Source organism: uncultured Massilia sp., from assembly GCF_913773735.1.
In the GTDB taxonomy this organism is placed as follows: Bacteria; Pseudomonadota; Gammaproteobacteria; order Burkholderiales; family Burkholderiaceae_D; genus Telluria.
The window spans coordinates 21,403-46,477 of record NZ_CAJYEB010000003.1; the positions used below are offsets into that span (position 1 = coordinate 21,403).

Sequence of the window (25,075 nt, forward strand, 5' to 3'; positions counted from 1 at the left end):
GCCGCGCGTTTCCCTTCCACCTCCATCGACCATCTCATCGACCCACCGTCGCCCCGGCGCGACGGGTGCGGGTTGCCATCGTTCAGGCGATCTTTTCCATCTTTTCCGTCACTTCGGATTTTTGCGGCAGCATCTTCTGCGCCGTCGCCGACATGCTTTCCAGGTTCTTGCGCAGCCAGCGGTGGGCCGGGCTGCGGCCGTCGCGCTCGTGCCACAGCATGTCCAGGTGCACGGCCGGCAGCTGGAACGGCAGTTCGCGCCACACCAGCGCGTCGGCGGCGCCGGTCGAGGGAATCAGGTGCTTCGGCAGCACCGTCACCAGGTCGGAATTGGCCACGACGCGGCCGGCCGTGAAGAACTGGTTCACCGTCAGCAGGATGCGGCGTTCGCGGCCGATCTGGGCCAGCGCCTCGTCGACCAGGCCATGGGCGCGGCCGGAAAAGCTCACCAGCAGGTGGTTGGCCTTGCAATAGTCGTCCAGGTCCAGCTTGCCCAGGGCCAGCGGGTGGTTCTTGCGCATCACGGCCACGTATTCGCCCGAATACAGGCGTTCGTGGCGGATCGGCGAACCCGTTTCGTAGGACAGCTGGGCGGCCACGCCCGGGAAGAAGCCAACGGCCAGGTCGATGTCGCCGCGCAGCAGCATCGGCCGCGGTTCGCGCGTCGTCAGCGGCACCATGCGGATGTTCACGCCCGGCGCTTCCTTTTCGATCGAACGCACCAGCGACGGCAGCCACAGCGCCGCGGTGGCGTCGGCCATGGCCATGCGGAAGGTGGCCTGCGCCTTCGACACGTCGAAGGTTTCCGGCATCACGGCCGCTTCCAGCGCGGCCAGCGCCTGGCGCACGGCCGGCCACAACGCTTCGGCGCGCGGCGTCGGCTTGACGCCGTAGGCGGTGCGGATCAGCAGTTCGTCACCCAGGCTCTCGCGCAGGCGTTTGATGGCATTCGACACGGCCGGCTGGGTCATCGCGAGATGGCCGGCGGCGCGCGTCAGGTTTTGCTCGGTCATGACGGCATCGAAGACGCGGAGCAGGTTTAAATCAAGCGTGAGGAAGCTCATGGGACTCCGTTCAGGACAAGCAGGGATACAAGCGTTACGCAGCAGTGTACCCGGTTTCATTCACAAACAACATAAGGGCTATCAGAAAGCGTAATTAGATTTATATGTTGCGTTGCACTACAGTTACATCGAACACATCGATCATGACCCACTGAGCCTTCCACCATGTCTTTCGCCGATACCCTGATCCAGACCCCGGTGACGGCCCTGCCCTTCACCCAGCTGCTGACCGGCATGGTCCAGCTGATCCTGCTGGCCGGCCTCCTGATGTACTTCCGTCCGCTGCTGGTGGGCATTGCACGCGCGCTGGTGCTGGCCGTCCGTCCGCGTCCGACCAAGGACGAGCTGGCGGCGCGACGCAAGCTGCGCGATGCGCAAGCCCTGCAGGCAAGCAACGCCGCAACCGCGGCCGGTGCCAACGACACCGCCGGGATCCGCGCCTTCGGTTCGCGCTCCTGATCTTACCAGTTTAAAACAGTCTTCCCTCGAAAGCGGCATCCGGGTCTCCGGGTGCCGCTTTTTTTTCATCCCTTCCCTGCGCCGCTGTCAGACGGTACCTGCGTCGCCAGGCATGGCGCCGTTTCCCGGTGTGCCGCCGGGCGTGCCCGACCCCATCTCACGTCCCGATGACGACTTCCGGTCAACCGGTTTGACCAGCGGTTTTACGTCGGCACGATTTAACATTGAGTCGTCATGAATGTTGACAATGAAAAATTCGATGTTCGACTATTCAAAATAATGTCCGTCGTTAATGGAAACTTACAGGACTTTGATGCATTTTGCATGGTATCGATGGTGCCGAGAGAACGAAGCATGCATTGTCGTCATCATCGAGTTTTGCCGCCATGTTATCGATATATCCCGGGTGTTTGATTGAATAATGCATGAAGTTAACTATCAATCCATCATATGGAATAGTTCAGGTAATCATCGAAGAAATCGAAGATATGCATCGCAGGAGACGCGTTCGGTCCCGGACGAGGGTGGACGCATCCCGGAAAAAGGACGGCACGCAGTCAAAAAAATCGGACGGTATTGCGCTACCCCGGGCATGCGGCGATGGCGGCGATTTCGCGGTAGAGAAAGGGGAACGATGCGGAACGGGCGCATGCCGGCGGCGGCGCGCACGATGGGCGAAAAAAAAGCGGCCGCCGGTGTCCCGGGGCCGCCTGGTGCAAAAACGCTGTGGATTACTTGGTGTCGCCCAGCATGGCTTGCTTGAGCGAACGGTCGACGGGCTTGTCGCCCAGCCAGATGCGCAGGATGGCGTTATAGAAGGCGATATCGGGCAAGGTGCTGCCCAGTTTCTTGCCGTTCAGCTCGCACACGGTGCCGGTGCCCGGGATCCAGTCCAGGTGCAGGACGTCGCCCTTCTTGAGGCCGTCGACCATGGCGAAGATCTCGCCGAACTTGCCGATCTGCGACACGATCCGGGACTTCTCGGCGCGGTCGACGTTATCGTTCAGGCCGTCCATGAACGCCTTGCCGAAATCCTCGGACGAGACGTCGCGCGCCATCTGCAGGGTCACGCGGCGCGGGCCTTCCTGCTTGAGGATATCGGCCACCGCGGTCTTTTTCTCGGTAAGGTACAGGCCGGCGGCATAGACCTTGACCACGAACTTGGTGCGCATGCCGGCGCCGTTCAGTTTCAGCTCCTGGCCGGCGAGCTTGTCCGTGTCTTCGAACTTGTAGCCGCCGACATCGACGGCGGCGCCGGCCTGGCCGAATGCACAGGCCAGCAGGATGCCGGCAGCCAGGGTCTTCAATCCGGTACGTCGTGAAATCATCTTGTCTCCTCATATTGACAGGTTCGGTCGGGCCGGGCCGCAGGCAGCTTGCCGCGCAGGGCCAGCCCTCTTTTTCGCATGCTCATGCACTGTATGCCAGAGCATCACCGACGAGCAATTCTAATTCCCATGCCGCAGCACGGGCGGCCGCTCATGGCGCGCGGCGCCGGCCCGCTTCGCCGTAGGGCTCGTCCTGTTCGCGTTCGATGGCAGCGAGCACGGCTTGCGGATCGGCCGGTTCGGCCATTTCCCTCGCTTCGCGGTCTTCCTGCTTGTTCGTGCCCGGCAGTTCGCGCCGCAGCGTTTCCAGCATCTCGATGATCTTGCTGGTCTTTTCCTCGGTGAGCAGGTTGACCTGGAGGTCGAGGTGGGCATGGTGATCGGCCAGCGCCGACATGCGGTTCTGCCGGATCAGCACGGTGGTGGAGATGACGAAGGCATTCAGGCCGACGAGGCCCTGCAGCCAGAAGAACGGCGGCTCGTCGACCTGCTCCCAGCCGAGATCGGGCGCCATGAGGTTGCCGGCGATCCAGAACACGATGAACAGGATATTCCCGGCGACGTAGCTGGGGCTGCCCAGGAACAGCGCCACTTTCTCGACGACGCGCTGGGTGGCCGAGACGCGCTGCTCGTGGCGCGCATAGAACTCGGCGATGGTGCCGATGTTTTCCCCCACCGAAGAGGGCAAGGGGTCGTCGGGGGCGCGTTCGTCGTCCATGAACCAGCATAGCATGCGCCCCGCGGCACCCGTGCACCGCTGCCGGCATCAAAGATTGCATGCACAATGAATTAATCTATTGCGAATGCAATCAAAACCAGGAAAGTTATCCACAGGAGGTTGTGAAGAGCGGCGGGCAAAAGAAAAGCCGGCATCGGCCGGCTCGGGGATCGGGATCAGGCTGCCTTGGCGGCCTTTTCCGCGGTCAGGCGTTCGTACTTCGCCTGGAGTTGTTCGCGCGTTTCGCGCCATGCGGGATCGAACGGAATGCACGCCACAGGACAGAGTTGCTGGCACTGCGGCTCGTCGAAGTGGCCGACGCATTCCGTGCACTTGTGCGGGTCGATCTGGTAGAACTCCTCGCCCATCGAAATCGCGTCGTTCGGGCACTCGGGCTCGCACACGTCGCAATTGATGCATTCGTCGGTAATCAGCAAAGCCATGGTAGAACGTTCGAACCTTATGCTTTCGGTGCGGCGTGGATGGCGGCGATTTTCTTCTGCAGCCAGCGGTCGACCGAGGGGAACACGAATTTGGACACGTCGCCGCCCAGCATCGCGATCTCGCGCACGATGGTGCCGGAGATGAACTGGTACTGGTCGGACGGGGTCAGGAACAGGGTCTCGACGTCGGGCAGCAGGTAGCGGTTCATGCCCGCCATCTGGAACTCGTATTCGAAGTCGGAGACGGCACGCAGGCCACGGACGATGACCCGCGCATCGTGCTGGCGCACGAAATCCTTGAGCAGGCCGGAAAAGCTCTCGACCTTCACGTTCGGATAATGCCCCAGCACTTCGTTGGCGATCTCCAGGCGTTCGTCGAGCGAGAAGAACGGTTTCTTGTTCTTGCTGTCGGCGACACCGACCACCAGGGTGTCGAACAGACCCGATGCGCGGCGGACCAAATCTTCATGGCCGCGGGTCAGCGGATCGAAAGTACCTGGATAAACGGCTACAACCATTGCGGCTCCCTGGAAAATGCACCTGAATAGACGCGCATTATGCCTGAAATTTCGGCAGCCGCCCCGGTCTGGGGCGCTATTTGCTTAAACTTTAAGCAGATTTGCGCGTTGGCGCGGTGTTTTAGTGCAACTTCAGCAAATGGAAATGCACCATTCCCGCTTTATCGGCCCTGACCTGGGTCCAGCCCTGCAGCCATTCCGGCATGGCGTCGTCGTCCTGCTCGGGGAACGGCAGGCGTTCGCCGGACTCCGCGTAGACCAGGCCGCCGTCCTTGAGCAGCGCGCGGCACAGGGGCAGCGCCTGGGTCAGGAAGTCCTGTTGATAAGGCGGATCGAGGAAGATCACGTCGAAGCGCTGGCCGCGCTGGGCCAGGTCGCGGGCGATGGCGAGCGCGTCGGCGCGCAGGACTTTCACCTTGTCGGCTTTCAGCTTGTCCTTGATCAGTTCGAGCTGGCGCACGGCCGGCCCGAAGCTGTCGACCATCGTGACCGACTGCGCGCCGCGGCTGGCCGCCTCGAAGCCGAGGGCGCCGCTGCCGGCGAACAGGTCGAGGCAATCGGCCTGCTGCCAGTCGGCGTCGATCTGGTGATTGATCCAGTTGAAGACGGTTTCGCGGACGCGGTCGGGCGTGGGGCGCAGGCCGAGGGCATCGAGGACGGGGAGCGGCGTGCGTTTCCAGGCGCCGCCGATGATGCGCACCTGCTGCGGCGGGCCGGGCCGGCGCGCCTGGGAGTGGAAGGGCTTCTTTTGCATGGCGGGAATATAGCATGGGAGGGGTCAGAGCCCGGTGTTGCTTTTCGAGGGCTCTGACCCCGGTGTCAACGACGGCCCGGCATGCGTTTATTTACCCGCCGCCAGCGCATTGAAATCGTTGATCCACCCCTGCATGCGCTGCTGCGCATGGGCTTTCTGTTCCGGCGTGGTGATGCGGATGCCGGCGATGACGAACTTGGCCGTGTTGTCCACGTAGGCATCGTAGAACGCCTTGCGGTCCGGTGCTTCCATGCGGTCGAAGAATTCGCGCAGCAGGCCGTGGATGGCCGACATCGTCTGTTCCTTGTTCAGCTTTTCCTGCTGGATGCGGCGAAGCAGCGCGACGATCTTCTTCTGGCGCAGCATGCGCTCCTGCAGGAACACGTCGTTGTCGAGCGGACGCGCATCGGATGCCTTGCGCAGCTGCGCTTCCTGCTCGCGGCTGAAATTGCCGAACCACAGCTCGAACTGTTCGCGCGCCTTCTTGTAGCGCGCTTCCTGCTGGTCCTCGACGCTGCCGCTCATGAATTTCTTGCGGAAGTCGGCATTGTTCTTGGCGAATTTCTTTTCCATTTGCGCGACCTGCTCCGGCTTGATCGACAGCGCCAGGTCGGCCAGGTCGGGCAGCGCCTTGAAGGCCAGCAGCTCGGTGCGCGCCTTGATGTCGCGGTAGTCGGCCAGCAACTCGTCCTGGGTGACGTTGCCGTCGGCGAGCTGGCGCTGCATCTTGGTCATGATGCCGGCATAGTCGCGCAGCTGGGTCGCGCGGTGCCACTGGAACAGCTTGTCGATGTCTTTCTTGACCCAGTCGGACTGGTCGCTGTCGAGATCGATGTAAGCATTCAACCACCAGTACAACAAGGTGTCGCCATGGTTGTAGGTGAACCGGATGGTGCTGCAGCCTGCGGCCAGCACCATCAGCGCGATCACGCACAGCGTGCGGGTGCGCTGGAGCAGAAAATGGGGCGTGTTAAACTTTTTCATCTTTAATAACCTGATTGAGAACGGCTTATGAACGTAGTCATCCTCGCCGCCGGCATGGGAAAGCGCATGCAATCCGCCCTGCCGAAAGTCTTGCATCCGCTGGCCGGGAAGCCGCTGTTGCAACATGTTATCGATACCGCACTGAGCCTCGAGCCCAGCCGATTATGCGTGATTTACGGGCACGGCGGCGCAGCGGTGCCCAGCGCCGTGCAGGCCTGGGGCGGCAAGTCCGGCCTGACGATCGACACCGCGCTGCAGCAGCCGCAGCTAGGCACCGGCCACGCCGTCATGCAGGCGCTGCCGCAGATCGACGCGGATGCGCCGACGCTGGTGCTGTACGGCGACGTCCCGCTGACCACCGCCGCCTCGCTGCGCCGCCTGGTCGAGGCCGCCGGTAGCGACAAGCTGGCCATCCTCACCGTCGAGCAGGCCAATCCCTTCGGCCTGGGCCGCATCGTGCGCGAAGACGGCCGCATCGTGCGCATCGTCGAAGAAAAGGACGCGACCGAGGCCGAGCGCGCCATCAAGGAAATCAACAGCGGCATCATGGTGATCCCGACCCGCTACCTGGCCGGCTGGCTGCAGGCGCTGGGCAACGACAATGCCCAGGGCGAGTACTACCTAACCGACATCGTCGCCAGGGCGGTCGCGGCCGGCGTGCCCGTCGTGTCGGCCCAGCCGTCTGCCGAGTGGGAAGTCGCCGGCGTCAACAGCAAGGTGCAACTGGCCGAGCTGGAGCGCCGCCACCAGCTGAACATCGCCACCGCCCTGCTCGAGCGCGGCGTGACGCTGCTGGATCCGGCGCGCATCGACGTGCGTGGCGAGCTGCTGTGCGGTCGCGACGTCACCATCGACGTCGGCTGCGTGTTCGAGGGCCGCGTGGCACTGGGCGACGGCGTCACCATCGGCGCCAACTGCGTGCTGGTCGACACCAGCGTCGCCGCCGGCGCCCAGGTCAAGCCGTTCTGCCACTTCGAGGGCGCCGTGGTCGGCGAACAATCCGTCATCGGCCCGTACGCGCGCCTGCGCCCGGGCACGACACTGGGCCAGGATGTCCACATCGGCAATTTCGTCGAGGTCAAGAACAGCACGGTCGCGGCGCACAGCAAGGCCAACCACCTGGCCTACGTCGGCGACGCCGACGTCGGCGCGCGCGTCAACATCGGCGCCGGCACCATCACCTGCAACTACGATGGCGCCAACAAGTTCCGCACCACCATCGAGGACGACGCCTTCATCGGCAGCGACAGCCAGCTGGTGGCGCCGGTCACCGTCGGCAAGGGCGCCACGCTGGGCGCCGGCACCACGCTGACCAAGGATGCGCCGGCCGGCAAGCTGACCATCTCCCGTCCCAAGCAATTGACCATCGAGAACTGGAAGCGTCCGGTCAAGGTCAAGAAGTGATCCGGTCCGTGCCTGTCCACCGGATGGGCACAGCCAGTGCACAGCAAATCCACGCGCGATCCACAGGCTTGTCGACAGGCTTGTACAGGGGATGGTCACAGCCTGGTCCACCGCCTGTGCACAGGGATGTCAACCGCTCGTCCACAGTGTATTCCACAAAGTCATCCACAGGCCCGTGCGCAGCCCCGGCGGGCCGCCTCCCGCCGGAAGCCCGGATTGGCGGGGCTGCCGGGCGCGGCCGGCCACCGCCGCCGCCGCCGGGACCGGCATGCGCACAGACTTATCCACAGCGCGCCGGGCGCCATGTGGACAGGTTCAGACCGCGATGCGGGTTTCGAATTTGCTCCGGAACGTCGAAAAATAGGTTTTGACGTTGCGCACATTGCTGTGCGTGGTGAACAGGCGGTGCGCCAGCGCATGGTAGGCGGGCATGTCGGCCACCTGCACGACGAGCACGAAGTCCGGCCCGGGCGACACGCGGTAGCACTGCAGCACGGCCGCTTCCCCGGCCACCACGCGTTCGAACTCTTCCATCCGGTCGGCGGCCTGCACGTCCAGCGTGATCTCGACGATGGCGCTCAGGCGGGCGCCGACCTTGTCCGGGGCGACGATCGCAACTTGCCGTTCGATAACACCGTTTTCCATCAGCTGTTTGACGCGGCGCAGGCAAGTTGGCTGGGAAACGTGCACCAGCGCTGCCAGCTCGGCATTGGTGTGCGATGCGTCAAGCTGCAATGCATTCAGGATGCGACGATCGAGGTCGTCCAGTATCGGGTCTTCTGTCGACATATTCATAAAAATAACGATAAAAAATGAAAGGAAATTTCATGATTAGCGTAGCATGAAATAATATTTCAAATTCGATAGAACTCTGAAAGCTTATTTCATGTCGTCTGTTCTACAGTACTTGCGTCATTTAAATTTTCTGGAGAACATCCCATGTGCGGCATCGTCGGCGCAGTAGCCCAACGCAACATCACCCCCGTCCTCATCGAAGGCCTGAAGCGGCTCGAGTACCGCGGCTACGACTCCTGCGGCGTCGCGCTGCACGTCGACGGCCACCTGTCGCGTTCGCGCAGCACCTCGCGCGTGGCGGACCTCGAGGCGCAGGTCCGGGAAACCGGGCTGCAGGGCTTCACCGGCATCGCCCACACCCGCTGGGCCACCCACGGCGCCCCGGCCACCCGCAACGCCCACCCGCACTTCTCGCCCAGCGAAGACAATGCCCGCATCGCCCTGGTCCACAACGGCATCATCGAGAACCACGACGAGCTGCGCCGCGAGCTGACCGAACTGGGTTACGTGTTCCAGAGCCAGACCGACACCGAAGTCATCGCCCACCTGGTCGACCACATGTACGACGGCGACCTGTTCGCCACCGTGCAGCAGGCCGTCAAGCGCCTGCACGGCGCCTATGCGATCGCCGTGTTCTGCCGCGAGGAACCGCACCGCGTGGTGGCCGCGCGCCAGGGCTCGCCGCTGATCGTCGGCGTGGGCAAGGAAGAAAACTTCGTCGCCTCGGATGCGATGGCGCTGGCCGGCACCACCGACCAGATCATCTACCTGGAAGAAGGCGACGTGGTCGACCTGCAGCTGGCGCGCTACTGGATCGTCGACGCCGACGGCCGCCCGGCCGAGCGCGACGTGAAAACCGTGCACGCGCACACCGGCGCCGCCGAGCTGGGTCCGTACCGCCACTACATGCAGAAGGAAATCTTCGAGCAGCCGCGCGTGGTCGGCGACACGCTCGAAGGCGTCACCGGCATCATGCCGGAACTGTTCGGCGACGAGGCCTACCGCGTGTTCAAGGACATCGACCGCGTGCTGGTCCTGGCCTGCGGCACCAGCTACTACGCGGGCCTCACCGCCAAGTACTGGATCGAATCGGTGGCCCAACTGCCGGTGAACGTCGAGATCGCCAGCGAATACCGCTACCGCGACAGCGTCCCGCACCCGAAGACGCTGGTCGTGACCATCTCGCAATCGGGCGAGACGGCCGACACGCTGGCCGCGCTGAAGCACGCGCGCAGCCTGGGCATGGAACACACGCTGACCATCTGCAACGTCGCCACCAGCGCCATGGTGCGCGAATGCAAGCTGGCCTACATCACGCGCGCCGGCGTCGAAGTCGGCGTCGCATCGACGAAAGCCTTCACCACCCAGCTGGCCGCCCTGTTCCTGCTGACGCTGACGCTGGCGCAGGTCAACGGCCGCCTGGACGACGCGCAGGAAGCCAACTACCTGAAACAGATGCGCCACCTGCCGGTCGCATTGTCGTCGGTGCTGGCGCTGGAACCGCAGGTCATCGCCTGGGCCGAGGAATTCGCGAGAAAGGAAAACGCCCTGTTCCTGGGCCGCGGCATCCACTACCCGATCGCGCTGGAAGGCGCGCTGAAGCTCAAGGAAATCTCGTACATCCACGCCGAAGCCTACCCGGCCGGCGAACTGAAGCACGGCCCGCTTGCGCTGGTGACGGAAGAAATGCCGGTGGTGACGATCGCCCCGAACGACGCCCTGCTGGAAAAACTGAAGTCGAACATGCAGGAAGTGCGCGCCCGCGGCGGCCAGCTGTACGTCTTCGCCGACGTCGACTCGCGCATCACCTCGGGCGACGGCCTGCACGTGATCCGCCTGCCGGAACACTACGGCCTGCTGTCGCCGATCCTGCACGTGGCGGCGCTGCAGTTGCTGGCTTATCACACGGCGCTGGCGCGGGGGACGGATGTGGACAAGCCGAGGAATCTGGCGAAGTCGGTGACCGTCGAGTAAGCGGGGTCATGGCAGGGGGCCGCTGCCCGTCATCGGCGGCGGCCCAATCGACGCCGCCACCCGCTGCGCGAGAATGCGCCGGTAGTCCCCGGTCAGCGGCACGACGTCCTTGATGCCCAGCCAGGATTGCGACGATGTCGCGAAGCCATGCTCGTATGACCACTGCGCGACGCGCAGCGTGGTCGGCTCGTCGCAGATGAATTGTCCTGCCAGTTCGCGTTCCAGGATTGCTCCCTGGAGGACATTCCTGTTGCGCCATTTTTCCAGGTGTACCGTGGCTGGCAGCAGGTCGCGCTTGTCGCCGTTGCAGCTGCGGTGCGCCAGGACGAAGTTGTGGCCAAGGTCGCGTGGATACCGGGACCAGGGAATGAAATGGTCGACATCGCCCGTTTCCCCGAGACGGCGCTGGCAATAGAAGCACGTGTCGTCCTGCAGGTCGCGCAAGACCGGCCGGACGAGGGCCAGCGAGGCCCGGTCCGAACCGAACAGCACTTCCTCGAGATCGTGTCCTTCGCCAAGCAATGCGATGTTGCGTGGATTGGTACGGATGTGGGCCGTCCAGGCCGAACGGATGAGCTGCTGCAGCAGTCCGTGAAAGCGCCGCAGGTTGAACATCACGCCGGGGAGCAACCTGATGTAGGGGCCGGTTCCCGGGATGTACAGGAAACGCACTTCCTGGCGCCGCAGCACCTGCAGGCGCCATAGTGGCATCGTCTTGAGCAGGCCGACCGTTTCCCGCACCGCGACCTTCCACTCGCCGGATGCACGTGCCTTCGATAGCGTGCCATGACGGGCATGCAACCCGCGCAACAGGCCGATGATGGCGGCCTGCTTGCCCTTGTTCTGGACGAGGATGCCATCCTCGCCCTGCGCGCGATACGGCACGACCTGGCGCCAGTACAGTTCCAGGAATTTGTTGGCGATGTCGGCATGGAACAGGTCGAGCGTGCCACCGGTGTCGGTACCCAGTTCGACGGCCAGCTCGGTGATCGCAAGCAGCAAGGCGTACTTGTACGTCGCGACGAATTCGCCTTCTTCGAACAGCCGCTGTATATGGTCGAGAAAGACGAGCTGTTCCTGGGGCGAAGGCGGCAACATTACCTGCCGCTCCAGTAGTCGGCCTTGCCGGGGATGATCCACCTGACGCCGCCGCGCGGATCCGGCAGGTCGCCGGCATAACGCGGGATCAGGTGCATGTGGAGATGCGCCACCGTCTGGCCCGCCGCCGCGCCATCGTTGATGCCGATGTTGTAGGCGTCCGGCGCGGCTTCCTCGTCCAACGCGTGCTTGGCCCTGTCCAGCAGCGCCAGCATGGCGGCGCGTTCTTCATCGGTGATCGCGAAGAACGAGCCGACATGACGCCTGGGGATGATGAGCGTATGGCCCGGCGATACCGGAAAACCATCCCGTATCGCGATGGCCAGGGCATTGCTGTCGATGATCCGCGCGGCGGACAGGGCGCAAAAAACGCAGGGCGTGGCGCTATGCATGGTCGTACCGGAACCTGTTTCGAATCCGCTATCTTACCCGCCGCCGGGCCCGACCCGGCAATATTGAACAGCGCCTTGCCCAAGCCTCGATCATCCTTGCCCAATCCTCCGGGCTGCTCCCCATGTCCGCCGAAGCGGATTACCATTGCGGGCATGGATACCCGACTCCTCGACGCCGTACGCAGGTATGCCGATGCCTACGCCGACGGCGACGGCATCGCGCCGACGCCCATCCCCGGCCTGGCGGCGATCCGCGCGACCGCACGTACCGCATTGAGCTACCAGATCCCGCGCCCGCTGGCCTGCCTGGTGCTGCAGGGCGCAAAGCACGTCAGCATGGGGACGCAGTCGCTGACCTTCCGCGCCGGCGATTCCCTGCTGATCATGGCCGATGTGCCGACCGTCAGCCAGATCGTCGAGGCCAGCCAGGCAGTTCCCTATTATTCGCTGGTGCTGGACCTCGATCCGGCCATCATTGCCGGCTTGACGGCCGAGATGGCGGCGCTGCGGGACGATGACGCTGGCCCGGTGCGGATCGAGACCACCGACGAGCACGTCGCGGATACGGCGCTGCGCCTGGTGCGCCTGCTCGAGCGGCCGTCGGCGCTGCCGGTGCTGCGCGATTCCCTGGTGCGCGAATTCCACTACTGGCTGCTCGCCGGCCGCCATGGTGCGGCGATCCGGCGCCTGGGCCTGCCCGATGGCCACGTGCGGCGCATCGCCCGCGTCGTCGCGCTGCTGCGTAGCGCGTATGCGCAGCGCCTGCCCGTCGAGCGCCTGGCCGAGGTGGCGGGCATGAGTCCGTCCTCGTTCCACCAGCACTTCCGCGCCGTGACCTCGCTCACGCCGCTGCAGTTCCAGAAGCAGTTGCGCCTGATCGAGGCGCGGCGCCTGATGCTGGCCGAGGGGGCGAATGCCAGCCATGCGGCGTTCTCGGTCGGCTACGAGAGTGTGCAGCAATTTACGCGAGAATACGGGCGCATGTTCGGCATGCCGCCGGTGCGCGACGTGGCGGCGGCGCATGGCCGCAGCCATGTCGCGGCCTGACGCCGAGGCCGACGTCGAGGCGGACGCTGAAGCTGAAGCTGAGGCCGCCGGCGCTGGTGCCGCTGGCGCTCAGATGACCTGGCCACCCGAGACTTCGATGCGCTGGCCGTTGATCCAGCGGTTGTCCTCGCCCAGCAGGCTGGCGATCATCGGGCCGATGTCGTCCGGCACGCCGACGCGTCCCAGCGCCGTCATGCCGGCGAAGGTGGCGTTCAGGTCGGGCATGTCGCGCACGGCGCCGCCCAGGAAATCGGTCTCGATCGCGCCCGGCGCCACCGTGTTGACGGCGATGCCGCGCTTGCCCAGTTCCTTCGCCAGGTAGACGCCGAGCACTTCGACGGCGCCCTTGACGGCGGCATAGGCGCCGAAGCCGGGGTAGGAGATGCGGGTCAGGCCGCTGGACAGGTTGACGATGCGGCCGCCGTCAGCCAGCAGCGGCAGCAGGGACTGGGTCAGGAAGAACACGCCCTTGAAGTGGACGTCGACCAGCCTGTCGAACTGCGCCTCGGTGGTGTCCTCGATCATCGCCATGTCGCCGTGGCCGGCGTTGTTGACGAGGTGGTCGAAGGTGTCGCGGTCCCAGGTGGCGCGCAGGCCGGCGCGCACACTGTCGACGAAGCGGGGGAAACCGGCGGTGTCGCCGACGTCCAGCCGCAGGGCCAGCGCCTTGCGGCCCAGGGCGCGGATGGCCGCGACGAGCGCTTCGGCATCGTCGGCGCGCTGCTGGTAGGTGACGATGACGTCGCCGCCGCGGCGGGCGATGTGCAGGGCGGTGTTGCGGCCCAGGCCGCGGCTGGCGCCGGTGACGATGGTGATCTTGCTCATGGTGTGCTCCCGTGGAGGCGTGTCGAAGGAGCGCCCAGTATCCGGCGCGGGCCAGGCTGGCCGTTGCCGGATGCTGGAAGACTGTTGCCCGATCCTCCAGGCTACTTGAACGTCAGCGAGCCGAACGCGATCGGCTTGGCGAGGAAGGCGCTGGAGCAGCCTTCGCTCGGATAGGAATAATCGAACGCCACATTGCCCGCCTGGTCGAGGGCGATCAGGCGCGCGCGCGTGCGCGACTCGGCGGACGAATAGGTGACCAGCTGGACGCCGCCGTCGGATTCGTAGGTGCTGCTGCCGGTATTGAAGGCGCTGCTGCAGATGTCGGAAAAGATGTCCCGGTCGTGTTCGTAGGTCCATACCATGCGTGCCGTCCGTGCCTGTTCGTCGATCGCATACTTGACCGGGGCGCTGTAGGGAATCGTGGCGCCGGCCGGGGTGCCCGCCGGCTGGTTGAAGCTGGCCGCGCCGTTGTTGAAGAGCAGCAGCCTGCCCTGCTTGTCGAGCGACAGCGCATGCTGGCCGATCGGGGGATTGCCGCCGCTCAGGCGCAGCGCCAGCGCGCGCAGCGACGGGTAGTTGACGTACCAGTGCTTGGTGGTGTCGCCGAGCAGCCACTTGATGCGCCCGGTGTCGTAGTCCAGCTTGACGACGAAGTTCTCGCGGCTGGAGACGTACAGCGCATTGTCCGCGCTGCTGTAGATGGCCGAGTTCATGTGGAACCAGTCGGCGCCGTCGCGCACGAAATTGGCCGGGTCGTCGCCCAGGGCGCGCATGTGGTCGCGGAAGATCTGCGCCATGTCCCATTGCTTCAGTACCTGGCCGGTGCGGCTCAGCTCGACCAGCACGGCCTCGATGTTGGCGACGCCGCCTTCGCGCGCATCCATCTCGGCCAGCAGCCCGGCCTTGCCGAAGGCGAGGTCGTGGTGGAAGTTCGTCAGCGTGGGGCTGGCCAAGGTGACGGCGCCCAGGCGGCCGTCCATCTGCATCCGGTACAGCACGGGCGACATCTGGTCGCCGACGAGGAAGGCGTCGCCGTCGAACAGCGTGGTGATCGAATCGGCCAGTCCCCTGGCGACCCAGCGCAGGTTGCCGTCGCTGTCGACGACGACCGGCGTGGTCACGCCGTTGTGGATCTCGATGAAGTCGAGCCCCGGCAGCGCGCTGGCCGTGCGCGCCACCCGCACCGACGGCGCGCCGTAGAAGGCGTCCGGCGCGGTGTGGGCCGGCGTGTCCATCGCCACCTGCTCGCTGTGGCGCGACCCGTCGGCGAACACCGCCGTGACCGTGACCGCGTTGCGGTGGTTGGCGTACAGGCCGAAGACGGGCAGCGTGAGGCGCTTGTCCGCGGCGGCGTAGGCGTTCCTGCCGTCGAGCCAGGACCTGGCGTAGGTGACGCCCACCGCACCCGAACGCGTGCCGGGCTTGGGCGCGATGGTGTAGGAGACGCTGGCGAGATCCTCCCCATGCTCCATGGCGATGACGAGCGTGCGGATGAACGGCGTGACGCCGGGCGCCTGGGATACGATAGCGACGTGGGCGCGTTCGGCCTGCGTGTCGTCGTCCTTGAACCTGCCGCAGGCGGCCAGCAGCAGGCAGGCCAGGCACAGTGGCAGGTACTGGCCCAGGCACCGCATCAGATAGTGCGCCGGGTGGTGTGCCGGGTAATGTGCCGGGTAGTGTGCCGGATGCTGCGCGGTGTGTGAACGTGGTCTCATGGCGTCATCCCGAAATGGTTTTGGCAGGAAACTCATCCAATGTGCGCGAAGCCGGGCTTGCGCGTAACCGATGAGATCAAGGCGCGTCGTCGAACTTTGCGACGGATTGCCGGACCAAGACCTTGTCACCACGATGTGGATGCCGGCGGCATCCCGAACCAACGGACGATATGGATATCGGACATCTCGACGCGCTGGCGCTGCGGCCCGCGCATCCTTCTCCTGTGCAGGGCGTGGAGCGCGCCCTGGCGATCGCGGCGACCGGCCTGGCCGGCGACGTGCACGCCGATCCCCTGTCCCCGCGCCAGCTGCTGCTGGCCGGCAGCCCGGCGTACCGCGACCTGGGCCTGCCGGCGCATGCGCTGCGCGAGAACCTGCTGCTCGATCTCGATACCGCGCGGCTGCGTTCCGGCACCGTCCTGCAGGTCGGCCAGGACGTGCTGCTGCGCCTGATGTTCCAGTGCGAGGCCTGCGGACGGCTCGACCGGCAGCGCGCCGGCCTGGCGCGTGCCGTGGGGGCGCGGCGCGGCATGCTGGCGCGGGTCATCGCCGGCGGCACGATCCGGCGCGGCGACGTCGTGCTCGACCTCGGACCCCTGCTGCCGCCCTGGTCCGACGACTGGCGCGAACGGGTGTTGCGGGTACTCGACGCCGTGCCGGCCGGCTGCGTCGTCGAATACCGCCAGCTGGCGCAGCTGGCCGGCATCGCTGCGACGTATTGCCGCGCCTTCCCGGCCGTGCTGCGCAAGCTCGATCCGGCGCGCGCCGTCAGGGCGGTGCCGATGCGGGTGGCGCCCGACCGTCCGCGCTGGGATGGGCGGGGATTGTTCGACGACCTCGCGCTGGGGGGAACGATCCAGGCCGCCTGAAGGGCATTCAGGCCGCGCGCAGCGTGTAGCGGACGTCCCTGCGGTCGTCTTGCTGCGCCTGCGTGACCAGGTAGGCGTCCCAGCCGAGGCGCCCGGCATGGGTGGCGAGGTGGCCGTCCGCCCGCGCGCCCGCGCCGCTGCCGGCGCGGCCCCCGTCCAGCACCGTGGCGCGCACCGCCCTCCCCAGCAGCACCAGTTCCACGTCGTACTCCAGGGTCATGCCGGTAAACAGCGAGAGCAGGTTGTTCATCGCGCGCGCCGCCAGGCCGCCGGGCAGGAAGGCATCGAAGCGCGCGCCGTCGAGCGGTCCGACCACCAGGCGCAGGCGCAGGTCGCGCTGCCACACGCGCACCCCGGCCATGGCGCCCGCGCCCAGCACGGCATTGGCGCCGCCCAGCACGCTCTGCTGCGCCGGCGGCACCTCGTACCAGTGGCCGATGAACTGCTCGGCCACGACCGGCTGGCCGAAATAGGCCGCCAGCACGCGCGCCAGCTGCGCCGCCGATGCCGGGCGATGGCGCAGGGCCGCGGCGAGGTGGCCGATCGATTCGTCCAGCAGGGCGCCATCCGCCGTCGCGGCGAAGCGCCGCCGCAGCGACGCGTGCCCGAGGCCGGCCAGGCTCAGCAGCAGCGGCAGGAAGCCGTCGGCGCCGCCGGGCCGGTATGCCAGCGCCAGCCGGTACTTGCGCCAGGCCGCGTAGAACAGCGCCAGCGAACGGTGCGAGAACGCATCGAGGAAGGCGCGCGGTCCCGCGTCGGCCTGGTGCTGCTGGTGGCTGGCGATGCGTTCGGTGTAGTGCATCGGCAGCACGCCGTTGCCGCCCAACAGGCCCATGAACGCGGGCGTGATGCGCACGTATTCCAGCGTCGCGGCCTGCAGCGCCGCACCGAGCGATGACGCGTCGCGCGCGAGGCCGCGCGGCTCGACGTCGATGGCCGCCACCTCGCTGGCCGGGAACGCCAGCGAAGTCGGGTTCTGGAAGCGCAGCAGGTCGGCCCGCTTGCCCTGCCGCGGCGGGGCGTGACGCTCGAGCCAGAGTTCCAGCAGGCGCACCGCCTGGAAGTACTCGAAGCGATAAGGTTCCTTGAACAGGAGCTCAATTACAGCAGGCTCAAATCTCCGCTTCTTGGCAGGCATGTCAGCAACTCTTCTCCGGTGTTGTGCGATACGATGACCAGGCGGGTAAAGCTGTTGGCATGCACGTACAGCCCCAGGAAGCGCTCGAGCACGTGGGCAAACACGTGGATGCCGCTGCCGACGAAGGCTTCCTCGTCGATCGTCAGGCGCACCTCGATGCCGCGCACGAGGCAGGCGAACGGGTTGCCCGGCAGCCAGGCGCTGCAGGCCTGGTAGGAAACCGCCACGATGCCGGCTATCTGGCGTTGTGACGATGGCGAACGCGGCAGGTCGTACAGGGCCAGCATTTCGCGCAGGGCGCTCACGCCGCCCCCGCTGAGCGACAGGTGGTTCAGCGACAGGTGCGACACCAGGCGCCAGTGGGCGCCGCGGCCGCTCTCGAAACGCAGCGAGGCAGTGGGCTTGCGCAGGAAGCTGATGGCCCGCATGCTGGAGCCGCCTTCGAGGAACAGGTCGCCGCCCTGCTGGCCGTACGGGAGCAGCGCGGGCAGGTCGCGGTTGGTGCAGGTCAGTTCGATGTTCAGGGTCTGGGTTTCGACCGCGGCCGGGTCGAAATCGATGTCGACGATGGCGATCTGGGTTTCGAAGCCGGGGCTTTTCTCGGCCAGCGTCTCGTCGCGCCGCATCACCCAGTAATGGCCGTGGTGTTCCGGTGTCTGCGCGTGCTCGAGCGAATAAAACGGGCGGAACGCGACGACCGTTTCTCCCTGCGGCGTCTGGCGCACCAGGTTGACGGCATCGATCGCGTGCACCTCGTAGGCGAAGGCGCGGCGCGCGTCGGCCAGCACCGGGTAGCTGGCGCCGGTGTGGGTCAGGCGGATCGGTTCCCCGCGCTGGCGGAAACGGTTGATCACCGGCGTGCAGCCCAGCAGCACGTTGTTGGTCGACAGGGTGTCGAGCATGCGCGCCGTGTTCGAATCCGCGCGGATGCCGGCCAGCGCCAGGTGCAGCGTGACGGTGCGCGCGCCGGCCGGCAGCGCGCCCGCCAGCGCCGCCAGGTCGATGTCGAAGAAGTTGAATTTTTCGGGGAAGCAGAAGTATTCGGTCAGCAGCCGGTAGGCGGGATGCGAGCGGGCCGGGAAATCGATCAGCGCCTCGTCCTTGCCGAAGCCGGCGGCGCGGATCGGGATGGCGTCCAGCCTGGTCCAGCGTCCGTCGCGGTTCGCTTCGGCATAGGCGGCCACGGGGCGCATGAACAGCGCATCGCGCAGCGCAGCGCAGAACGACGGTTCGCCGTCGATGAAGACGCGCAGCAATGGCAGGCCGGCGTTGGCGGGTGTCGCCTGCTCCGCCGTGGCGGCGATCGTCAGGCTGATGCCGGCGCCGGCGCCTTCCGGCAGGCGTAGCGCGTCCGGCGCGCGCAGGATGGCCGAGAAGGCGGCGCCGGCCAGTTCCAGCGGGGCCACGGCCACCGGATACACGGTGCGGAAGATGCAGGCCGCGCCGCGTACCGGACGCGTGGTGAGCTGGGTGCCGCGCGCGATCGTGGCGCTGGTGCCCTGCTGCTTGGTGCCGCTGGTGTCGAAGCGCGCGATCGAGCAGGATGGAAAGGGCCGCAGGTAATGCGGATACAGCACGTCGAACAGGGCTTCGGTGAATTCCGGATAGTCGTCGTCGAGGCGCTTGGCGATGCGGGCGTTGAGCAGGGCGAACGACTCGATCATGCGCTCGATGTGCGGGTCTTCGCACACCTCGCCGCTGATGAGCAGACGGCCGGCGATCTTCGGATAGCGTTCGGCGAAATCGCGCAGGTTGCGGCGCAGGTAGCCCAGCTCGCGCTCGTAATATGGCAGCATGCGTTCCAAGCTCAGGCTCCCGGCGGCATGGCGGCCGGGGCGGCGCGGCCCGGCTTGCTGATGCTGTACTGCAGCGTCGACGGTTGCAGCACCGCGTCGAAGTTCACCGGCTCCTGCGAGGCATGCGCGACCAGCAGCGCGGTGATCGAAAAGCGCAGGCGGTTCACGCTGTCCTCGCGCATTTCCAGCAGGGCTTTGACGTTCTGCAGGCGCGGTTCGTGCTGGGCGATGACCTTTTCGAGGCAGCCGCAGATGTAGGCACGGTCGGCCGGGCTCGACAGCGAGCGGTCGGCGAAATCGTTCAAGCCATACGTCACGATCGAGCGACTGCATTCCGGATACGCTTCCAGCACGCCTTCGGGGATCGTGGAGCGCGTGTTGAGCAGCGCTTCCAGGTCGCGCGCGACCGCGTCCTTCAGATCCTCGGCCGACATGCGCATGGCGCCCGGACCACGCATCGGCGTGCCCGTCAGGCGGTCGAACAATCCAGGCGTGAATCCCTTCATTTCCTGCTCCTTCGCACGACGCCGCAGTGGCGTGCCGCCAATGCAAAACGGCATCTTTGCACAGCCTTGCGCAGAAAAATAGTTCAGTTGGCGACAGCCGACGCAGGCTTTGAGCGGCAGCAAAAATGCATCTGGTTCAAATCCACGATGACACGCGACGAGCTATGTTGGTGTGCTCGGCGAATCGTGCGAACCGACAGGAGGCAAGCGACATGGGCAGCAAAGTACTTTGGGGCGAAGGGCTGTTGCTGCGTCCCCAGCATTTCCAGCGCCAGGACGAATACCACGAACGCCGCCTGCACCGCAGCATCCATGCGCTGCATCCGTATGCCTGGGGCGTCGAACGGCTGCAGGTCGATCGCGATGCGCTGGCCAGCAATGTCTTGCGCATCCTCGACCTGGCGCTGCGCTTCCAGGATGGCGAGCTGGTCGACGCACCCGCCGTCGACGAGTTGCCCGCGAGCGTGGACCTGAGTCCGGCGGGCGCGCAATCCATGCAAGCGCTGACGTATTACGCCGCCCTGCCCGGCCTGAAGCCATTCAGCGGCAATTTCTCGCAGCCAGGACAGACAGGCACCACGGCCCGCTTCGTGCAGGCCAACCAGGAAACGCCGGATCTCTACACCCAGGCGGCGCCGGCGCAGTTGTCCTATCTCCGGAAAATCGTGCGCCTCGTGCCGGAATTCGAACCACGCGATGCCTACATTCACTTTCCGCTGCTGCGTCTGCGCCGCGCCGCATCCTCGGGGTTCGAGCTGGACGATGCCTTCGTCGCGCCCAGCCTGTCGGTGGGCGCCGCCCCGGCCGTCCTGCTGCAACTGCGCCGCCTGCTCGATGCGCTGCAGGCCAAGGTCGGGGCACTGTGCGGCCACCAGCGCGAGCCGAGCCGCAACGTGATCGAATCGCGCTCCGGCGACATGTCCTCGTTCTGGCTGCTGCACACGGCCAGTTCCGCCTGCGCCACGCTGACGCACTACCTGCACCATCCGGACCTGCATCCGGAACGCCTGTTCGAGCAACTGCTCGGCGTCGCCGGCGGCCTGATGACGTTTTCCAGGAGCTGGACGCTGGCGGACCTGCCGGCCTACCAGCACGCCGATCCGGGCCCGTCCTTCGCCAGGCTGGTCCAGATCGTCCGCGAGCTGCTGGACACCGTCATCTCCTCGAAATACTTCGCCATCGTTTTGAACGAAGTGCGGCCGTCCTATCACCACGGCATGCTCGACTCGGGCAAGATCGACGACCGCACCGCCTTCTACATCGCCGTCTCGGCCGACATCCCGGCGCTCGAACTCGTCGACACGGTGCCGCTGCGCTTCAAGGTGGGCGCACCCGACGACGTCGAGAAATGCGTGCTCTCCGCCCTGCCCGGCGTGCGCCTGCAATATGCGCCGCAACTGCCGGCCGCGGTGCCGGTGCGTCCCGACACCTGCTACTTCCTGCTCGACGCCAAGGGACAGATGTACGAGCGCATGCTGCAGGCGCAATCGGTATCGATCTATGTTCCGTCCGGGATGAAGGAACGCAAGCTGGAACTGCTGGCGGTGGCGGCCTGAGCGGCGGCGGACCGCAGGAGACACATCATGCCAGGACCATCGATCCGGCGCGGCGACGGGATTGCCCGCGGCGCGACGTCCGTTACGGGAGCGCAGGCATCGCGCGACACTTTCCAGGCGAGGCGCGCCATGCCGACGACGTCCGGCACCACGCCCGCCGCCATGCGCCCGCTGCCCCGCTGGTGCCAGGATGCCATGCTGGCCGGCGTCGTCGTCTTCCTGTGCTGGGGCGCCGCGATCGCGTACTGGCGCACCACCCGCAGCGCGCCCGGCACCGGCGAGCTCGCCATTTACCTGCTCGGCGTCCCGTCGCTGCTGGCGCTGGCCTTGCTGGTCGCGGGGCGGATCGTCGGCGACAAGCCGCGCGGCCGGCGTAGCGCGGCGTCCCCGCCCGTGGCGCCGGCCGCACCGGCCGCGCCGGCCGACAAGGCGATGGACGAGGCGATGAACGAGGCGATGAACGAGGCGGCAGCGGCACGGCAGCCGGCGGCAACGCTGGCGATCCTGGCGACGGCGCTGCGCACCGCGCATGGCGCCTCGGCGCAGGCACTGGCGTCCAGCATCGCCGCCGGCGGTGCGCGCGCCGACCTCGATCCGGAACTCGTCGACGACGACGGTTTTCCCGTCATGAGCGTGCGCAGCCCCGCCGCGCGCGACGAGGCCTTGCAGGACGAGATCGGCGCATGGCTGGCGCGCAACGGCATGGCGGACCCGCGCTTCGGCGTGGAGCAGTGGCGCGCGCTGGTGCTGGGTACGGCGGTGCTCGAGGAGCTGGTCGGGCGCGCCGCGCAACTGCTGCTCGCCAACGCCGACGCCGACGCCGACCCCGAAGCGGCTGCCGCGCCGCAGCCACGCCTGGCGCCCCTGCTGCGCGTGGCGCCGCTGCTCCCGGCCGACTGGACCGCCGAACACCGTGACGCCGCCAGGAGCTGGTTCGAGCACGCGGCCGGACGCTGTGGCTGGCCGGCCGCGCACGTGGCCCTGCTCGCGGAGACCGTGCCGGCACCGGCGGCCACGGCGCCGGCCGCGCTGTTCGATCGCCTGGCGCGCGCCGCCGGGGGTGCCGATGCCGCTGCCGGGGCCGTTTCCGTGACCGATGCCGTGGACGATACTGGCGCCGGCGCTGGGGCCGATGCGACGCTGGCCGTTCTGGTGCTGGCCTGCGCGTCGCGCATCGGCGCCGCGACCGTCGAGCGCTGGTGCGCCAACGGCACGCTGTGCACCGCCGCGCACCCGCAGGGCGCGATTCCCGGCGAGGGCGCGGCGGGCCTGCTGTTGACGGACGTCGCGCAGGCGCGCGCATGCGGCGCGGCGTTCGCGCTATTGGCACCGGTGCCGGAGACGCGTCGGGCTGCGTGCGCCGACGACGCCCGGCGCACGCAGGCGGACGCCCTCGCCGCGGCGGCGCGGCTTGCGCTGGCGGCGCTTCCGCCCACCCGCGCATCCGCGGCGCCAAACGTCAGGTGCGTCGTCGCCGACACCGGCCACCGGTCGCGCCGCGTGCGCGAGCTGATGGGATGCGTGGCCGAGACGCTGCCCCGGCTCGACGAGGTGGACGACGTCGTGCGCGTCGGCGAGGCGTGCGGCGACTGCGACGCCGTGCCGTTCGTGGCGGCGCTGGCGCTCGCCTCGCATTGTGCGCTCGACGGCGCGGCGGCGGTGCTGTGCCTCGCCAACGAGGACCCGCACCGGTGCCGGTCGGCGCTGGTGCTGCCGTCCGGCCGCGCCCGCCCGGGGTAGTTTACCGGTTACGCTCCGCCCGGCAACGTCCGTCGGCTACGATTCGATGTAAACCGTATAAATCGTTATATCAGGTTAGATCAGCTCAGCTCAACTTCGGCGCGATCGCCAGCTCCGGCTGCGGCTGCGGCGCATGGTCCGACAGGTCGGCCGGCGCCAGCTGTTCCGGCAGCGTCACGATGCGCTGCCACAGCGCGAAGCCCACGCTGCGGTTGGCCTTGCTCAGGCGATAGGCTGGCAGCGCGTCGGCGCCCTGGGCCTGCCAAAGCGCCTCGTAGGACGGCACCAGGCTGGCGTCGTGCCAGGCCTCGCCGAGCGGGGCCAGCATGTCCTGCAGCACGGCGGCCGTGCTGCGCATGCGCACCCAGCGATGGTTCAGCCAGCCGTTGCGCTGCGGTTCCGGATCCAGGAAGCGGTCGAGGATGCGGCGCGCGGCCACGCTGCCGCTGCGGCTCATGGTGGCGATGGCGCGGCGCGTCATGTCCAGGTTCAGGCCGCCTTCCTGCTTCGTGTGGCGGATCAGCACGATGCGGTCGCGGTAGCCGGGGGTGCGCTTGAGGGCCTCGTCGCGCCAGGTACGGATGGTGCGCAGCATGGCGCCGGCGAAGCGCGCCAGCGCCGGGCGGCCGTCGGCGGCGTCGATCGCGAGCCAGGCCGGGACGGCGCCGTCGGCATTGTTGGTCGGCAGGACGACGCGATGGGCGAACGGGGCGCCGGCGTCGAGGTCGGCCTGCAGCGTCACGCCGAAGGTCGGACGGGTGGGCAGGATGGCATCGAAGAAGTGGATCGGAAAATTGCTGGTCAGGCCGCCGTCCGAGAACCAGGTGCGCAACAGTTCCAGGCCGTGGCCGCCCGCCGGCGGCACGCGCAGGCGGTACAGGGGCACGGCCTGCAGCAGCACGGGAAAGCTCAGGCTCATGCGCGCGGCCACCACCACCGGCAGCGCGTCCGCCGGCGGCATGAAGTACCAGTCTTCGCCATCCGCGTTCAGGCGCGCCAGCAGCGCGCTGGTCTCCTTGCCGTGCTTGCTGCGGCGCGCGCCGGCCAGCAGCGCGGCCATGACGGGCGGCGGGAACAGCGCCTCCAGCTCCGAGGCGCGGAACACCAGGTCGGCGCTGGAATGCGGCAGGCGGTGGGCGCGCAGTTCGGACAGGCCGGTGGTCATCAGGGCCAGCTCGATCGGCGGTTGCGCCGTGCGCAGCTGGCCGAAGGTCAGCGGCGCGGCGTCGTCCAGGCCGGCGATTTCCTGCACCAGCGCATGCAGCCATTCGGTCAGCGCCGGCGGGCTGCCGGGATCCGTGCGCAGGCCCGGGCAGATGCCGCAGCGGTTGGCGCGCAGCCCGCGCCAGGCGGAGAATGCGGCGTGCAGCGCGGCGCCGGCCAGGGCGGCTGCCAGCAGGCACAGGCCGAACCACAATCCGGCCGCGATGGCGCCACCGGCCGTGCGCGGCCAGTGCCCGCCCAGCAGGCCGGCGCTGACCACGAAGCCGAGCATCCACGCCAGCGCGCCGCTGCCGGTACCGATGGGAAAGCGCAGCAGCAGCGCGGTGGCGGCGCGCAGCACGGCGCGCGGCCGGCTCGGCGCGTTCAGCGAGGCCGCCAGCACGCCGAAATGGGGCGCCAGGTCGGCGCAGGGCTGGAACAGGGAGAACAGGCGGGTGTGGCCGCCAACGCGCGCCTGCAGGCGGCGCGGCAATCTGGCGAGGATGGTGAAACCCGCGTCATCGTCTGCGCCGCCTTGCGCGCGCGCGCGGTTGCGCCGGTACTGGGCCGCCGCCGCCGCGACCGCGGCCACGGCGCCGACGCTGGCGCCGCCGATCGAGCGCAGCGTGAAGCGGCGCGCCAGCCGTGCCACGAAGGCCGGATAGACGATGCCGGACGTGACGCCGCCCTCCATCACGATGTCGCATTCCGTGGGCAAGAAATCGTTCATCGCCGTCGCCGAACAGGATC

At 67.2% G+C, this 25,075-nt stretch carries 23 protein-coding genes; 7 read left to right on the forward strand and 16 right to left on the reverse strand.

All coding sequences use genetic code 11. The features are described 5' to 3' along the window. Positions 1 to 82: 82 nt before the first annotated feature. Positions 83 to 1,063, reverse strand: a complete 981-nt coding sequence (locus QZ749_RS01330) for a LysR family transcriptional regulator (RefSeq protein ID WP_296942452.1) — start codon at positions 1,061 to 1,063, stop codon at positions 83 to 85. A 165-nt stretch (positions 1,064 to 1,228) separates the two neighbouring features. Here QZ749_RS01330 and QZ749_RS01335 point away from each other — a divergent pair, with 165 nt between their 5' ends. Then, on the forward strand, positions 1,229 to 1,522 hold the full coding sequence (locus QZ749_RS01335; RefSeq protein WP_296942454.1) for a hypothetical protein: 294 nt from the start codon (positions 1,229 to 1,231) through the stop codon (positions 1,520 to 1,522). Positions 1,523 to 2,253: 731 nt separating this feature from the next. On the opposite strand, the gene QZ749_RS01340 is transcribed toward QZ749_RS01335, so the two are convergent. The 6 genes from QZ749_RS01340 to QZ749_RS01365 form a co-directional block, all read right to left on the reverse strand. After that, positions 2,254 to 2,850: a chalcone isomerase family protein gene (locus QZ749_RS01340; RefSeq protein WP_296942456.1), complete on the reverse strand. Its 597-nt coding sequence runs from the start codon at positions 2,848 to 2,850 to the stop codon at positions 2,254 to 2,256. A gap of 151 nt (positions 2,851 to 3,001) precedes the next feature. After that, positions 3,002 to 3,568: a DUF1003 domain-containing protein gene (locus QZ749_RS01345; protein ID WP_296942458.1), complete on the reverse strand. Its 567-nt coding sequence runs from the start codon at positions 3,566 to 3,568 to the stop codon at positions 3,002 to 3,004. Positions 3,569 to 3,744: 176 nt separating this feature from the next. After that, positions 3,745 to 4,011 carry a YfhL family 4Fe-4S dicluster ferredoxin gene (locus QZ749_RS01350; RefSeq protein WP_296942460.1) on the reverse strand — a complete coding sequence of 89 codons (267 nt, stop codon included), beginning with the start codon at positions 4,009 to 4,011 and terminating at the stop codon, positions 3,745 to 3,747. Positions 4,012 to 4,028: 17 nt separating this feature from the next. Then, entirely contained in the window at positions 4,029 to 4,529 is a 501-nt protein-coding gene (gene coaD, locus QZ749_RS01355; RefSeq protein ID WP_296942462.1) for a pantetheine-phosphate adenylyltransferase, read from the reverse strand. Positions 4,530 to 4,650: 121 nt separating this feature from the next. Beyond that, positions 4,651 to 5,283: a 16S rRNA (guanine(966)-N(2))-methyltransferase RsmD gene (gene rsmD, locus QZ749_RS01360; protein ID WP_296942464.1), complete on the reverse strand. Its 633-nt coding sequence runs from the start codon at positions 5,281 to 5,283 to the stop codon at positions 4,651 to 4,653. A gap of 87 nt (positions 5,284 to 5,370) precedes the next feature. Then, entirely contained in the window at positions 5,371 to 6,267 is an 897-nt protein-coding gene (locus QZ749_RS01365) for a DUF6279 family lipoprotein (protein ID WP_296942466.1), read from the reverse strand. A gap of 27 nt (positions 6,268 to 6,294) precedes the next feature. Between QZ749_RS01365 and glmU the strand changes: the two genes are divergently transcribed. Next, on the forward strand, positions 6,295 to 7,671 hold the full coding sequence (gene glmU, locus QZ749_RS01370) for a bifunctional UDP-N-acetylglucosamine diphosphorylase/glucosamine-1-phosphate N-acetyltransferase GlmU (RefSeq protein ID WP_296942468.1): 1,377 nt from the start codon (positions 6,295 to 6,297) through the stop codon (positions 7,669 to 7,671). Positions 7,672 to 7,986: 315 nt separating this feature from the next. On the opposite strand, the gene QZ749_RS01375 is transcribed toward glmU, so the two are convergent. Continuing rightward, on the reverse strand, positions 7,987 to 8,460 hold the full coding sequence (locus QZ749_RS01375; protein ID WP_296942793.1) for an Lrp/AsnC family transcriptional regulator: 474 nt from the start codon (positions 8,458 to 8,460) through the stop codon (positions 7,987 to 7,989). 150 nt (positions 8,461 to 8,610) lie between these two features. Between QZ749_RS01375 and glmS the strand changes: the two genes are divergently transcribed. Beyond that, positions 8,611 to 10,440, forward strand: coding sequence for a glutamine--fructose-6-phosphate transaminase (isomerizing) (gene glmS, locus QZ749_RS01380; protein ID WP_296942470.1), 1,830 nt, complete (start codon positions 8,611 to 8,613; stop codon positions 10,438 to 10,440). Between the two features lie 6 nt (positions 10,441 to 10,446). Here glmS and QZ749_RS01385 read toward each other — a convergent pair whose 3' ends face one another. Beyond that, positions 10,447 to 11,538: an HNH endonuclease gene (locus QZ749_RS01385; protein WP_296942472.1), complete on the reverse strand. Its 1,092-nt coding sequence runs from the start codon at positions 11,536 to 11,538 to the stop codon at positions 10,447 to 10,449. After that, a complete protein-coding gene (locus tag QZ749_RS01390; protein WP_296942474.1) occupies positions 11,538 to 11,930 on the reverse strand; it encodes an HIT family protein in 393 nt (130 codons plus the stop codon). Before QZ749_RS01390 ends, QZ749_RS01385 begins: the two co-directional genes overlap by 1 nt. 153 nt (positions 11,931 to 12,083) lie before the next feature. Between QZ749_RS01390 and QZ749_RS01395 the strand changes: the two genes are divergently transcribed. After that, on the forward strand, positions 12,084 to 12,977 hold the full coding sequence (locus QZ749_RS01395) for an AraC family transcriptional regulator (protein WP_296942476.1): 894 nt from the start codon (positions 12,084 to 12,086) through the stop codon (positions 12,975 to 12,977). Positions 12,978 to 13,046: 69 nt separating this feature from the next. Here the strand turns inward: QZ749_RS01395 and QZ749_RS01400 are convergent, their stop codons facing one another. Both QZ749_RS01400 and QZ749_RS01405 read right to left on the reverse strand, forming a co-directional pair. After that, the gene (locus tag QZ749_RS01400; RefSeq protein WP_296942478.1) at positions 13,047 to 13,802 is read right to left on the reverse strand and encodes an SDR family NAD(P)-dependent oxidoreductase; all 756 of its coding nucleotides are present in this window, start codon (positions 13,800 to 13,802) and stop codon (positions 13,047 to 13,049) included. 101 nt (positions 13,803 to 13,903) lie between these two features. Further along, positions 13,904 to 15,517 (reverse strand): aryl-sulfate sulfotransferase, encoded by a 1,614-nt coding sequence (locus QZ749_RS01405; protein ID WP_296942480.1) that lies wholly within the window; start codon positions 15,515 to 15,517, stop codon positions 13,904 to 13,906. A gap of 170 nt (positions 15,518 to 15,687) precedes the next feature. On the opposite strand from QZ749_RS01405, the gene QZ749_RS01410 reads away from it, so the two are divergent. Next, on the forward strand, positions 15,688 to 16,386 hold the full coding sequence (locus tag QZ749_RS01410) for an MOSC domain-containing protein (RefSeq protein WP_296942482.1): 699 nt from the start codon (positions 15,688 to 15,690) through the stop codon (positions 16,384 to 16,386). A gap of 7 nt (positions 16,387 to 16,393) precedes the next feature. Here the strand turns inward: QZ749_RS01410 and tssG are convergent, their stop codons facing one another. Genes tssG through tssE form a run of 3 tightly spaced genes read right to left on the reverse strand, consistent with a single transcriptional unit; the run spans position 16,394 to position 19,826 of the window. After that, positions 16,394 to 17,524 (reverse strand): type VI secretion system baseplate subunit TssG, encoded by a 1,131-nt coding sequence (tssG, locus tag QZ749_RS01415; RefSeq protein WP_296942484.1) that lies wholly within the window; start codon positions 17,522 to 17,524, stop codon positions 16,394 to 16,396. Further along, the gene (gene tssF, locus QZ749_RS01420) at positions 17,488 to 19,329 is read right to left on the reverse strand and encodes a type VI secretion system baseplate subunit TssF (RefSeq protein WP_296942486.1); all 1,842 of its coding nucleotides are present in this window, start codon (positions 19,327 to 19,329) and stop codon (positions 17,488 to 17,490) included. The genes tssG and tssF overlap by 37 nt, the downstream gene beginning before the upstream one ends. Before the next feature lie 2 nt (positions 19,330 to 19,331). Continuing rightward, positions 19,332 to 19,826 carry a type VI secretion system baseplate subunit TssE gene (gene tssE / locus QZ749_RS01425; RefSeq protein ID WP_296942488.1) on the reverse strand — a complete coding sequence of 165 codons (495 nt, stop codon included), beginning with the start codon at positions 19,824 to 19,826 and terminating at the stop codon, positions 19,332 to 19,334. A gap of 212 nt (positions 19,827 to 20,038) precedes the next feature. Between tssE and tssK the strand changes: the two genes are divergently transcribed. Together tssK and QZ749_RS01435 are read left to right on the forward strand one after the other, a co-directional pair. Next, a complete protein-coding gene (tssK, locus tag QZ749_RS01430) occupies positions 20,039 to 21,382 on the forward strand; it encodes a type VI secretion system baseplate subunit TssK (RefSeq protein ID WP_296942490.1) in 1,344 nt (447 codons plus the stop codon). A gap of 129 nt (positions 21,383 to 21,511) precedes the next feature. Further along, complete coding sequence (locus tag QZ749_RS01435; RefSeq protein ID WP_296942492.1) at positions 21,512 to 23,122, forward strand: hypothetical protein; 1,611 nt, start codon at positions 21,512 to 21,514, stop codon at positions 23,120 to 23,122. Between the two features lie 85 nt (positions 23,123 to 23,207). Here the strand turns inward: QZ749_RS01435 and QZ749_RS01440 are convergent, their stop codons facing one another. Continuing rightward, positions 23,208 to 25,055, reverse strand: coding sequence for a patatin-like phospholipase family protein (locus QZ749_RS01440; RefSeq protein WP_296942494.1), 1,848 nt, complete (start codon positions 25,053 to 25,055; stop codon positions 23,208 to 23,210). Between the last annotated feature and the right edge of the window lie 20 nt (positions 25,056 to 25,075).